The organism is Caulobacter sp. P1_B12_2, assembly GCF_056406675.1.
This window is the reverse complement of sequence record NZ_JBFTZS010000104.1, coordinates 1-12,149: the sequence shown is the minus strand read 5'-3', so window position 1 is coordinate 12,149 and position 12,149 is coordinate 1. Positions and strand designations below refer to the sequence as shown.

Annotated in this window: 10 protein-coding genes; 2 read left to right on the top strand and 8 right to left on the bottom strand. The window is 67.3% G+C overall.

All coding sequences use genetic code 11. The annotated features are described in order from the left end of the window. The 3 genes from AC1DZ6_RS08745 to rpsL all read right to left on the bottom strand — a co-directional run. Positions 1-526: GTP-binding protein (locus AC1DZ6_RS08745; RefSeq protein WP_477096804.1), on the bottom strand; the 526-nt coding region annotated here is incomplete at its 3' end. A gap of 60 nt (positions 527-586) precedes the next feature. Further along, positions 587-1,060 carry a 30S ribosomal protein S7 gene (gene rpsG, locus AC1DZ6_RS08740; protein WP_007661568.1) on the bottom strand — a complete coding sequence of 158 codons (474 nt, stop codon included), beginning with the start codon at positions 1,058-1,060 and terminating at the stop codon, positions 587-589. 13 nt (positions 1,061-1,073) lie between these two features. After that, complete coding sequence (gene rpsL, locus AC1DZ6_RS08735) at positions 1,074-1,445, bottom strand: 30S ribosomal protein S12 (RefSeq protein WP_007661566.1); 372 nt, start codon at positions 1,443-1,445, stop codon at positions 1,074-1,076. Between the two features lie 519 nt (positions 1,446-1,964). On the opposite strand from rpsL, the gene AC1DZ6_RS08730 reads away from it, so the two are divergent. Then, a complete protein-coding gene (locus AC1DZ6_RS08730) occupies positions 1,965-2,702 on the top strand; it encodes a hypothetical protein (protein WP_477096803.1) in 738 nt (245 codons plus the stop codon). Here the strand turns inward: AC1DZ6_RS08730 and AC1DZ6_RS08725 are convergent. From AC1DZ6_RS08725 to AC1DZ6_RS08715, 3 genes are all read right to left on the bottom strand, one after another. Further along, positions 2,629-4,470 carry a methyl-accepting chemotaxis protein gene (locus AC1DZ6_RS08725; protein ID WP_477096802.1) on the bottom strand — a complete coding sequence of 614 codons (1,842 nt, stop codon included), beginning with the start codon at positions 4,468-4,470 and terminating at the stop codon, positions 2,629-2,631. The two genes, AC1DZ6_RS08730 and AC1DZ6_RS08725, sit on opposite strands and share 74 nt — an antisense overlap. Before the next feature lie 131 nt (positions 4,471-4,601). Beyond that, on the bottom strand, positions 4,602-5,555 hold the full coding sequence (locus tag AC1DZ6_RS08720; protein WP_477096801.1) for a pyridoxamine 5'-phosphate oxidase family protein: 954 nt from the start codon (positions 5,553-5,555) through the stop codon (positions 4,602-4,604). A 1-nt stretch (position 5,556) separates the two neighbouring features. Beyond that, positions 5,557-6,174, bottom strand: coding sequence for a glutathione S-transferase (locus AC1DZ6_RS08715; RefSeq protein WP_477096800.1), 618 nt, complete (start codon positions 6,172-6,174; stop codon positions 5,557-5,559). A 94-nt stretch (positions 6,175-6,268) separates the two neighbouring features. On the opposite strand from AC1DZ6_RS08715, the gene AC1DZ6_RS08710 reads away from it, so the two are divergent. Further along, entirely contained in the window at positions 6,269-7,165 is an 897-nt protein-coding gene (locus tag AC1DZ6_RS08710; protein ID WP_477096799.1) for a LysR family transcriptional regulator, read from the top strand. 89 nt (positions 7,166-7,254) lie between these two features. On the opposite strand, the gene rpoC is transcribed toward AC1DZ6_RS08710, so the two are convergent. Both rpoC and AC1DZ6_RS08700 read right to left on the bottom strand, forming a co-directional pair. Beyond that, a complete protein-coding gene (gene rpoC, locus AC1DZ6_RS08705; RefSeq protein WP_477096798.1) occupies positions 7,255-11,439 on the bottom strand; it encodes a DNA-directed RNA polymerase subunit beta' in 4,185 nt (1,394 codons plus the stop codon). Positions 11,440-11,536: 97 nt separating this feature from the next. Further along, positions 11,537-12,149, bottom strand: a 613-nt coding sequence (locus tag AC1DZ6_RS08700) for a DNA-directed RNA polymerase subunit beta (RefSeq protein WP_477096797.1), incomplete at its 5' end; no start/stop codon positions are given.

Here is a 12,149-nt window from a genome sequence, read left to right as displayed (position 1 = left end):
GGGCGTCATTGTCCCAGACGACGGCCTTCATGCGGACCAGGTCGACCAGGCCGCTGAGGGTGTTTTCCGAACCGATCGGGAATTGGATCGGCACGGCCTTGGCGCCCAGGCGGTCGCGGATCGACTCGACCGACTTGTCGAAGTCGGCGCCGATCTTGTCCATCTTGTTGACGAACACGATACGCGGAACGTTGTACTTGTCGGCCTGGCGCCAGACGGTTTCGGTTTGCGGCTCGACGCCGGCGTTGCCGTCCAGCACCGTCACGGCGCCGTCGAGAACGCGCAAGGAACGCTCGACTTCAATGGTGAAGTCGACGTGGCCTGGGGTGTCGATGATGTTGAGGCGCTTTTCTTTCCAGAAAGCGGTCGTCGCGGCCGACGTGATGGTGATGCCGCGCTCTTGTTCCTGGTCCATCCAGTCCATGGTCGCGGCGCCGTCGTGGACTTCGCCGATCTTGTGCGACTTACCCGTGTAATACAGGATCCGCTCGGTCGTCGTCGTCTTTCCGGCGTCGATGTGCGCCATGATGCCGAAGGGCGGTTTATCGCAAACCGCCCGCGCCTGAAAGAGTGCTGGTAAGAAAGGTTACCAGCGGTAGTGCGAGAACGCCCGGTTGGCTTCAGCCATCTTGTGCGTGTCTTCGCGCTTCTTCACCGCGGTGCCGCGGTTGTTGGAGGCGTCGAGCAGCTCACCGGCCAGCTTTTCGGTCATGGTGTTCTCGCCGCGCTTGCGGGCGGCGGTCACCAGCCAACGGATGGCCAGGGCACGACGACGGTCCGGACGGACTTCCACGGGCACCTGATAGGTGGCGCCGCCAACGCGACGCGACCGGACTTCGATCGCCGGGGCGACGTTGTCCAGGGCGGAGTGGAAGGTCTCAAGCGGACCTTGGTCCTTGCGCTTGTTTTCCAGGATGTCGAAAGCACCATAGATGATGTTTTCGGCGACGGCTTTTTTGCCCTCGTACATCACGTAGTTCATGAACTTCGTGACAATCAGATCTCCAAACTTGGGATCCGGCAGGACTTGGCGTTTCTCGGCGCGACGGCGGCGGGACATCTTCTTCTATTCCTTACTTCGGACGCTTGGCGCCGTAGAGCGAACGACGCTGCTTACGATCCTTGACCCCTTGGGTGTCGAGGACGCCGCGCAGGATGTGATAGCGGACGCCGGGCAAATCCTTGACGCGGCCGCCGCGGATGAGCACCACCGAGTGCTCCTGCAGGTTGTGGCCTTCGCCCGGGATGTAGCAAACGGCTTCGATGCCGGTGGTCAGACGGACCTTGGCGACCTTACGCAGAGCCGAGTTCGGCTTCTTCGGGGTCGTCGTGTAGACGCGGGTGCAAACGCCGCGACGTTGAGGGCAGCCCTTGAGGGCCGGCACCTTGTTCCGGACCGGCTTAGGCTGGCGCGGTTTGCGGATGAGCTGGTTGACGGTAGGCATTAAGTCTCTGCTCTGATGGAAGCGTGTGCCTGTCGGCCGAGGCGCTTCGGGTCCTAGTCGTGATATTCCGGCTTTCTCGGCCCCGGTGGGGGACCTGATAAACACGAAACTCGCCGGGACGCGGGTAGCGTTCCGGCGGGCTGATCCGTCGGGTAAGGGACGGGCGCTCATCAGGACGGACAGGGTCCGCCTCGAAAAGAGCGCGGAAACTACTCGCGAACGCATCGTACGTCAATGCCGAGTCATTTCACGGGTTTGCGTCGGTTAACGACCCGCTAACGGCCACGCTTTCGCCACCTGAGGTCGCACGCGCGCCGCGCGCCGTCCGGGCCGCCGGCTGGGTCGATGCGGCAGGGATCGATCCCTGAAAACCCTAGTGGCGCAAGCGATCGGGGATCCCATCTAACGTTCAGCGGCCACGGTTTCGCCACTCGAGGTGGCAAACCTCGCGGCCCCGTTCCCATCGAGCCCAGCTTGTCCCAATCCAAGGCGCGCAGAACCCGGTTGAGAAACAGCGCCGTGTTCTGCGGGTCGCTGCTGCTGCACGCCATGATCATGGTCGCCCTGGGCTGGCCGGTGATGACGCGATTCCAGGATCGGTCGAACGACGAGGACGCTATCAGCGTCACCTTGGAGCGCGATCTCGTGCCTCGCCGGCCGACGCCGGAGACCGTGGCCGGCCCTGACCGCGCCACCGCGGCTTTGCCGGTACAGCCGCGCGCGCCGCGCCTGGTCGCCCCGCCCTGGGTGCGGCCGTTGGGCGTCGCGCCGGTTCCGGGACCGCCCGCGCCCGCCAATCGCGAGACCGGGGCCCATCCCGCGCCGCTGCCGGAGGGGCCGCGCGGCGACCTTCGCACCGCCCTGCGCGGCAGCGCCGCCGGCTGCGCCAACGCCGAGGCCGTCGGCCTGAACCGGCGTGAGCAGGAGAAGTGCGACGAGAAGTTCGGCGCGACGGCCCGCAACGCGCCCGTCTACGACGCCCCGATGGACGGGGCCAAGCGACGAGGCTTCGACGCCCAGGCGCTGAAGCAGCAGGCCGACCGGGCCTATCGCGACGCGCCGATGGGCCTCGGCGTCGACCATCGCAATCGCGACGATCCGGGCAAGGGCAAGGACATCCCCTGGGTGCTGGGGGCGTCGCAGGACGGGCTGGGCCGATCGCGGTCGGCCGAGCAGCAGGCGCTTAAGCGGCTGGACGATGCAAGGAAGGCCGATGCGCGTCTGAAGCAATCCGAGCGCCAGAACGACCAGCGCTGACCGCGCCCACCTTGAAGTGGCTGATCAGGGCGGCCAGGCCCTCGACCTCACGCACCAGGGTCATGCTGTCGGCGGCCGAGCGATTGACCATGGCGGCGTTCCTCTGGGTGGCCTGGTCCATCTGGCTGACGGCGGAATTGACCTCCGTCAGGCCCGAGGCCTGTTCGGCGGCCGAGGCGGCGATCTGGCCGATGACGCCGTCGATGGCCCCGACCTGACCGGCGATCTTCTGCAGGGCCTCGCCGGTGCGGCCGACCAGCACGACGCCGGCCTCGACCTGGCGGGCGGAGTCGGCGATGTGGACCTTGATTTCCTTGGCGGCGTCGGCCGAGCGCTGGGCCAGGGCCCGCACCTCTTGCGCCACGACCGCGAAGCCGCGGCCGGCGTCGCCCGCGCGGGCGGCCTCGACCCCGGCGTTCAGGGCCAGCAGGTTGGTCTGGAAGGCGATCTCGTCGATCACGCCGATGATCTGGGCCACCTGATGCGAGGAGGCCTCGATGCCGCTGATCGCCTTGATGGTCTCGTCGACGACGGTGCGCGAGCGACCGGCCTCGGCCTGGGCCTGGCCGACCGCCTCGCGGGCCCCGCGCGCGCCGTCTGCGGCCACGCGGACGGCGTTGGTGATCTCGGTCAGGGCGGCGGCGGCTTCCTCCAGGCTGGCGGCCTGCTGCTCGCTGCGGGTCGACAGGTCGCCGGCCGCGCCGGCGATGCCGTTGGCGCCCGAGGTCAGACCGCCCACGGCGGAGATCACCGCGCCCAGGGCGCCTTCGAGGCGTTCGACAGCCTGGTTGAAGTCGGCGCGCAGGCGCTCGTAGTCGGGGGCGAAGGCTTCGTTCAGGCGCACGGTCAGGTCGCCGGCCGACAGCCGGTCCAGGCCATGGGCCAGGCGCGTCACGACCAGGGCCTGCTGCTGGGCCTGCTGGCTGTCGCGATCGGCGGACAGACGGCGCTCGGCCTCGGCGGTCTGGCGATGGGTCTCGGCGTCGGCCTCGATGCGGCCCTTCTCGCGGGCCTCGTCGCGGAAGGCGTGGACCGCGTCGGCCATCAGGCCGATGTCGTCGCGGCGTCCGGCGAACGGCAGGGCGACGGTCAGGTCGCCGCCCATCACCTGCTTCATGGCGTCACGCAGGTCGCGCAGCGGCGACAGCTGGCGGCGGACCACGGTCACCGAGGCGGCGACGCCCAGGCCGGCCAGCACCACGCCGGCCACCGCCAGCCAGATCAGCTGGCGATAGACCGGCTGGAAATAGTCGGCCTTGGCCACGCCGACGTACAGGATGCCGATCACCTCGCCCGAGGCGTTCTTGATCGGGTCGTAGGCGGCGAAATACGGCTTGCCCAGGACCTTGGCTTCGCCGCGATAGGGCTCGCCCCGGCCCAGCACGGCGTCGTAGACCGGCCCCTTGGCCAAGGGCGTGCCCACGCCGCGGCTGCCGTCCGGCTTCTGGACGTTGGTGGCGATGCGGGTGTCGCCCAGGAAGATGGTCATCGTGCCGCCGACCAGGTCCTTGACGTGGTCGACCATGGCGATGTCCCCGTTCAGGGCCTTGCCGCCCACCGTCAGCTTGTCGCCCTCGCGCGCGAAGGTCGCGCCCTGTCCGCCGACCGTGTCCCAGGCCACGCGCATGGCGGCCTCCTGCTGGCTGACCGCCTGCGACTTGGCGAAGTCCAGCGAGCTCTTGCCGACGATCGCCAGCAAGGCCAGCAACAGGGTCATGAAGGCCGCCACAACCGTGAGGCTGACCTTGGTGGAGATGTCTGAACGCATTGGGGCGCCGATGTTTGGGGGGAAACCTGGTTCCGGTTTGCACCGCGACATCTCAAGCAAGGCTTAACCTTGCGGTCCATTGGTCTGACAGGGGAAAATCGCGACGTTGCGCCGCACCCTTAGACCGTGCCTCAGGCGACAAGCATTGGCGCGGCGTTCCAGGCGGCCGTGTTCAGCGTCACTGGCGAATACTCGCTGAACGTCCAGCGCAGCGGCAGGGCGGCGGGCCGGCGCCAAGCGCGCTCGACCTTGAACCGCCACTGGCGCTGGACGCCTTCGGGCCATTCGCCGCCGGGCGGCTCCCAGTCGATCTCGACCCGGCCTTGCAGGTGCAGCAGGTCGCCGGTCTCGAAATCGACGAACAGCAGGGCCGCGCGGGGGTCCAGCACCAGGTTGCCCAGGGTGTTGAAGAACCGGTTGCCTCGGAAGTCGGGGATGGTCAGCACGTCGCCCGCCGCCTTGACGAAGCCCGGCAGGCCGCCGCGATGCGAGATGTCGACGCCGCCGTTCTCCAGGCGTCCATCGGCGCCGCCCGCATTGGTCGCCACGAACATCGTGTCGGCGCGGGCGATCTGGGCCAGGGCCTCGGAGGTCGGAAAGGCGATCGTCTCGGCCGGCAGGATCGAGGCGGGCCCCGCCGCCACCGCGCGGGTCTGGATGTACTGCGGGCAGTTGCCGAAGCTCTGGAGCACCTCCAGCGTCAGCCCGCCCTCTGCCGCCCCGGTGATCAGGCCGTTGACGCGGTTGCGGCGGCGGGTGGCGAAGTCCAGGCCCAGGGCTCCGAACGGCTGTCCCGCGGCGAACAGTTCGGCGCCCGGTTCTCTCGCGCGAGGCAGGGCGGCGACGGTCAGGGTGGTGGGGTCGGGGCTCTGGATGAAGCCGGGCCGGCCGGTCAGCACGGTGGCGACCGGCCAGCCTTCCGCGTCGGTCGTCGCGATAAACAGGTAGGGCAGCAGGCCGAAGAACTCGCGGTGCTGGTCGGGCATGAACGGCCGGATGCCGGTCATGCCCGGCGCGCCCGTCCCGGCCAGGACCTGGGCGATCCGCTCTCCGCGATGGAACGGGGCCGCCTCGAAACTGGCCATCTCACCCGGCCTTGGCGAAGTCAGGGATCGGCTGGAACCAGGGCTGGGCCTCGACCCGGGCCAGCCAGGCGCGCACGGCCGGATAGGGCTCCAGCGCCACGCCGCCGTCCGGGGCGTGGGCGACGTAGGAGTAGCAGGCCAGGTCGGCGATGGTGACGTGGTCGGCGGCCAGGAACACGCGGTCCGACAGATGGCCGTCCATGAAGGTCAGGATCCGGTCGGCGATGCGGCCGGCGCGCGCCAGATCGTCGGGGAAGTCGAACAGGACGATCATCCGGGCGATGGCCGGGCCGTGCATGACCTCGCCAGCCGCGACCGACAGCCAGCGCTGGACGTGGGCGGCGGCCACCGGCTCCTGCGGCAGCCAGGCGCTGTCCGGGGCGTAGCGGCGGACGAGATAAACGAGGATGGCGTTGCTGTCGGCCAGGGTCAGGTCGCCGTCCTGCAGCACCGGGATCTGGCCCAGCGGATTGAGGGCCAGAAAGGCCGGTGAGACGCGAACGTCCTTGGGTGCTTCGGCGAAACGATAGGCCAGGCCCAGGGCGTTGAGCAGCAGGGCGACGCGGTGGGTGTGCCCTGACAGGGGCGTTCCGTGCAGGACGATTTCGGCCTTGGCCATGAGAGCACTCCCCTTATTGCGATGGGGGAGTTTCGCTCTTGCGCTGTACGGAATGAATTGAGCAAATCGGCAAGATATAATTGCGGATTATGAAATGGATCGTCTGGACGAGCTGGCCCTGCTGGTCGCGGTGATCGACGCCGGCGGCCTGGCCGCGGCGGGTCGCAAGCTGCGGCGTTCGCCCGCCGCCATGACCCGGGCCCTGGCGGCGCTGGAAGAACGGATGGGGGCGCGGCTGATCGAGCGCACGACCCGGCGCCTGGCCCCCACCGAGGCCGGCCGCGACCTGGCCGAGCGGGCCCGGCGCCTGCTGGCCGACTACGAGACCGCCCTCCAGGCGCCCGCCCCCGACGCCGTGCGCGGCACGCTGCGGATCACCGGCCCGACCGTGTTCGGCGGCCGCCACCTGACCCCGGTCGTCGCCGACTTCCTGGCCCAGCATCCCGGCGTCCAGGCCGACCTGACCCTACACGACCGCAATCTGGATCTGATCGAAGGCGAGCTGCACGTGGCCCTGCGGATCGGGCCGCTGGCCGATTCCAACCTGCTGGTCCGCAAGCTGGGCGAGGTGAGCCGCCTGGTGGTGGCCTCGCCCGACTATCTGGCCCAGCGCGGCACGCCGGTGGAGCCCGCCGACCTGGCCGAGCACGACATGATCCTGACCACCGTGGTCTCGGCCTCGCCAGAGTGGCGRTTCGAGAAGCAGGGCAAGGCGCGGGCCGTGCGGCTGGAGCCCCGGCTGCGGGTCAACAATGTCGAGGCGGCCCTGGCGGCGATGCTGACCGGGCGCGGAATCGGCAGGGCGCTGTCCTACCAGGTGGCCGAGGATCTGGCGGCGGGACGGCTGGTTCGCCTGCTGCCCGACTTCGAACCCCCGCCCCTGCCGGTGCAGCTGGTGGCGGTGGGCGGACGGTTCATGCCGCCGCTGGTGCGGGCGTTCCTGGACTTCGCGGGGCCGCGGCTGGAGCGGCTGGCGGTGTTGCGGGGTTAGGGCGGACGCGGGAACGCCCCCGCACCGACCAAAAAGAAACGGCCCGGGATCGCTCCCGGGCCGTTCCGTTTTCAGTCCTCGAAGGAAGCCTAGGCTTCTTCGGCGATGACCGCGGGCAGCGGCTCCATCGCGTCTTCGCGCTGCTGGGCCAGCTGCTCGTCGCGCTTGGCGGCGACGCGCTGCAGGCTGCGCAGGTAGGAACCCGTACCGGCGGGGATCAGGCGACCCACGATGACGTTTTCCTTCAGGCCTTCCAGGGTGTCGGTCTTGCCGTGCACCGAGGCTTCGGTCAGGACGCGGGTCGTTTCCTGGAACGACGCGGCCGAGATGAAGCTCTTGGTCTRCAAGCTCGCCTTGGTGATGCCGAGCAGCACGGGCTGCGTCGTGGCCGGACGGCCGCCGCGGGCGACAGCCTTGTCCTGCTCGACGTAGAACTCGGGCTTGTCGAGGTGATCGCCCTTGATCAGACCCGTATCGCCCGGCTCGAGGATCTCGACCTTCTGCAGCATCTGACGAACGATCGTCTCGATGTGCTTGTCGTTGATCGGCACGCCCTGCAGTCGATAGACCTCCTGGATTTCGTCCACGAGGAAGTTGGCCAGGGCCTCGACGCCCAGGATGCGCAGGATGTCGTGCGGATCCGGGTTGCCGTCGATGATGTACTCGCCGCGCGCGATGAAGTCGCCATCGTGCACCGCGATGTGCTTGCCCTTGGGGATCAGGAACTCGACCGCTTCGCCCTGGTTGCCGTCAGCGTCGACTTCCGGGGTGATCTTGATACGGCGCTTGTTCTTGTAATCCTTGCCGAATTCGACACGGCCGTCCATTTCCGCGATGACCGCGCAGTCCTTGGGACGGCGGGCTTCGAAGAGTTCGGCGACGCGCGGCAGACCACCGGTGATGTCCCGGGTCTTGGCGCCTTCGGTCGGGATCCGCGCGATGACCTCGCCCGGCTTGACCATGTCGCCGTCACCGACGGACAGAATGGCGCCGACCGACATCAGGTAGCGAGCCTCGCCGCCGTTGGCCAGGCGGACGTACGAGCCGTCTTCGGCCAGAACGCCCATCGCCGGACGCAGGTCCGAAGCACGGGCCGAGGTCCGCCAGTCGGCGATCACGCGTTGCGCGATGCCGGTGGCTTCGTCGGTTTCCTCGCGGACGGAGAAGCCGTCCACCAGGTCTTCCGCGCGGATCTTGCCGGCCACTTCGGTGATGATCGGGGTGGTGTAGGGGTCCCAATCGGCCAGACGCTGGCCACGCTTCACCTTGTCGCCGTCCTTGATCTTCAGACGCGCGCCGTACGGCGGCTTGTAGTTCTCGCGTTCCTTGCCGTCGACCAGCACGCTCACGGCCGTGTTGCGGCTCATGACGACCAGGAAGCCGTCCGAACCGGTCACGGTGGCGCCGGTCACGCGGACCGTACCGTCGTTGCTGCTTTCGAAGAACGACTGCTCGGCCACCTGGGCGGTGCCGCCGATGTGGAAGGTCCGCATCGTCAGCTGGGTGCCGGGCTCGCCGATGGATTGGGCGGCGATGACGCCGACCGCTTCACCGATGTTGACCGGCGTACCGCGGGCCAGGTCGCGGCCGTAGCAGGCGCCGCAGACGCCGACCTTGGCTTCGCAGGTCAGGACCGAGCGGACCTTCACCGACTGCACCGCAGCGGCTTCGATCAGGTCGGCCATGTTCTCGGTCAGGTAGGTGTCGGCCGGAACCACGATCTCGCCGGTGGCGGGGTCGCGGATGTCCTCGGCCGAGAAACGGCCCAGGACGCGAGCGCCCAGCGAGACCAGCACGTCGCCGCCTTCGACCACGGCGCGCAGGGTGATGCCCCGCGTGGTGCCGCAGTCTTCCTCGACGATGATGCAGTCCTGCGCGACGTCGACCAGACGACGGGTCAGGTAACCCGAGTTGGCGGTCTTCAGCGCGGTGTCCGCCAGGCCCTTACGGGCGCCGTGGGTCGAGTTGAAGTACTCCTGAACGGTCAGGCCTTCCTTGAAGTTCGAGACGATCGGGGTCTCGATGATCTCGCCGGAGGGCTTGGCCATCAGGCCGCGCATCCCGCCGAGCTGCTTCATCTGGGCTTGCGAACCACGAGCGCCGGAGTGGGCCATCATGTAGATGGAGTTGATCTCCTTCTCGCGGCCGTTCTCGTCCTTATGCTTCATCTGAAGCTCGGCCATCATCTCGTCGGCGACGCGATCGGTGGCCTTGGCCCAGGCGTCAACGACCTTGTTGTACTTCTCGCCCTTGGTGATCAGGCCGTCGGCGTACTGTTGCTCGTACTCTTCAGCCAGGGTGCGGGTTTCAGCGACGATCACTTCCTTCCGCTTGGGGATGATGATGTCATCCTTGCCGAAGGAGATGCCGGCCTTGGCCGCTTCCTTGAAGCCCAGACCCATGATCTGGTCGGCGAAGATCACCGTCGCCTTCTGACCGCAGTGGCGGTAGACGATGTCGATCAGGTTGCCGATTTCCTTCTTGGTCAGCGCCTTCTCGATCAGTCGGTGACCGATCGCGGTGTGCTGCGGCAGAAGGGCGGCGATCTTCATCCGGCCCGGGGTGGTGTCGATCACCCGGCGACGGACGACGCCGTCGGCGTCCATTTCCGTGAAGCGCGACTTGATCTTGGCGTGCAGGCTGACGACGCCGGCGTCCATGGCGGCTTCGATTTCGCCCAGGTCGGCGAAGATCTTGCCTTCACCCGGCTCACCTTCGCGAGCGACCGACAGGTAGTACAGACCCAGGACGATGTCCTGCGACGGCACGATGATCGGGCGACCGTTGGCGGGCGACAGGATGTTGTTGGTCGACATCATCAGGACGCGCGCTTCCAGCTGGGCCTCGAGGCTCAGCGGGACGTGGACGGCCATCTGGTCGCCGTCGAAGTCGGCGTTGAAGGCGGCGCAGACCAGCGGGTGCAGCTGGATGGCCTTGCCCTCGATCAGCTTCGGCTCGAACGCCTGGATGCCCAGACGGTGAAGCGTCGGCGCGCGGTTCAGCATCACCGGGTGTTCGCGGATAACCTCTTCGAGGATGTCCCACACCTGGGGCTGTTCGCGCTCGACCATGCGCTTGGACTGCTTGACGGTGCCCGACAGGCCCTTGGCGTCCAGGCGCGCATAGATGAACGGCTTGAACAGCTCCAGAGCCATCTTCTTGGGCAGGCCGCACTCATGCAGCTTCAGGTCCGGACCCACGACGATGACCGAACGGCCCGAATAGTCGACGCGCTTGCCCAGCAGGTTCTGGCGGAAGCGGCCTTGCTTGCCCTTCAGCATGTCGGCCAGCGACTTCAGCGGACGCTTGTTGGCGCCGGTGATGACGCGACCGCGACGGCCGTTGTCGAACAGGGCGTCGACCGACTCTTGCAGCATCCGCTTTTCGTTGCGGATGATGATGTCGGGGGCGCGCAGCTCGATCAGGCGCTTGAGGCGGTTGTTACGGTTGATGACCCGGCGATACAGGTCGTTCAGGTCCGAGGTCGCGAAGCGGCCGCCGTCCAGCGGCACCAGCGGGCGCAGTTCCGGCGGGATGACCGGGACGACCGTCAGAACCATCCATTCCGGGCGGTTGCCCGACTCGGAGAAGGCTTCGAGGATCTTCAGGCGCTTGCTGAACTTCTTCTGCTTCATGTCCGACACGGTGCCGGCCAGCTCTTCGCGCAGGCGATCGGCTTCCTTGTCGAGGTCGATGGCCTTCAGCAGGTTCTGGACGGCTTCGGCGCCGATCTCGGCGGTGAAGCTGTCGTCGCCATACTCGTCCTGGGCGCGCATGAAGTCGTCCTCGCTGAGCAGCTGGTGCTGCTTCAGCGGGGTCAGGCCCGGCTCGGTGACGATGTAGTATTCGAAGTACAGGACGCGCTCGATGTCCTTCAGCGGCATGTCGAGCATCATGGCGATACGCGACGGCAGCGACTTCAGGAACCAGATGTGGGCGACCGGCGAGGCCAGTTCGATGTGACCCATGCGCTCGCGACGGACGCGGGCCAGGGTGACTTCAACACCGCACTTTTCGCAGATGATGCCCTTGTACTTCATGCGCTTGTACTTGCCGCACAGGCATTCGTAGTCCTTGGTCGGGCCAAAGATACGGGCGCAGAACAGGCCGTCACGCTCGGGCTTGAACGTGCGGTAGTTGATGGTTTCAGGCTTCTTGATCTCGCCGAACGACCACGAGCGGATCTTTTCCGGCGAGGCCAGCGAAATGCGGATCTGGTCGAAGGTCGGAGCGGCCTGGACCGGATTGAAGATGTTCAGGACTTCCTGGTTCATCTTGGTTCCTTCTGCGGGACTACCCGCGAAAATTCAAAGTCGGAGAGCGGGCTGATGGGCCCCTCCCCCGCCATCCGGCGGGAGAGGGAGATCCGGATCAGCTGTTCTCCAGCTCGACGTTCAGGCCGAGCGAGCGCATTTCCTTGACCAGCACGTTGAAGCTTTCCGGGATACCGGCTTCGAACGTGTCGTCGCCACGGACGATCGACTCGTAGACCTTGGTCCGGCCGGCCACGTCGTCGGACTTCACCGTCAGCATTTCCTGCAGGGTGTAGGCCGCGCCGTAGGCTTCCAGAGCCCACACTTCCATTTCCCCGAAGCGCTGACCGCCGAACTGGGCCTTACCACCCAGCGGCTGTTGCGTGACGAGCGAGTACGGACCGATCGAACGGGCGTGGATCTTGTCGTCGACCAAGTGGTGCAGCTTCAGCATGTAGATGTAGCCGACCGTGACCGGACGCTTGAACTGGTCGCCGGTCTGGCCGTCGAACAGGATCGACTGACCCGACGGATCGAGGCCGGCCATCCGCAGATGGTCCTCGATGTCGCCGATGCGCGCACCGTCGAACACCGGCGTGGCGATCGGAACGCCCTTGCCGAGGTTGCGAGCCAGTTCGACCAGCTCTTCCTCGGTTTCCGGCAGTTCCTCGTCCGGGCCGTAGATTTCGGTCAGACGATTGATCAGAGCCTGCTTCTGGCCACCGGCCTGC

Bases quoted from the DNA above. Each gene is read 5' to 3' on its own strand.
- rpsG (WP_007661568.1), bottom strand. From the start codon at position 1,060: ATGTCCCGCCGCCGTCGCGCCGAGAAACGCCAAGTCCTGCCGGATCCC.
- rpsL (WP_007661566.1), bottom strand. From the start codon at position 1,445: ATGCCTACCGTCAACCAGCTCATCCGCAAACCGCGCCAGCCTAAGCCG.
- AC1DZ6_RS08725 (WP_477096802.1), bottom strand. From the start codon at position 4,470: ATGCGTTCAGACATCTCCACCAAGGTCAGCCTCACGGTTGTGGCGGCC.
- AC1DZ6_RS08720 (WP_477096801.1), bottom strand. From the start codon at position 5,555: ATGGCCAGTTTCGAGGCGGCCCCGTTCCATCGCGGAGAGCGGATCGCC.
- AC1DZ6_RS08715 (WP_477096800.1), bottom strand. From the start codon at position 6,174: ATGGCCAAGGCCGAAATCGTCCTGCACGGAACGCCCCTGTCAGGGCAC.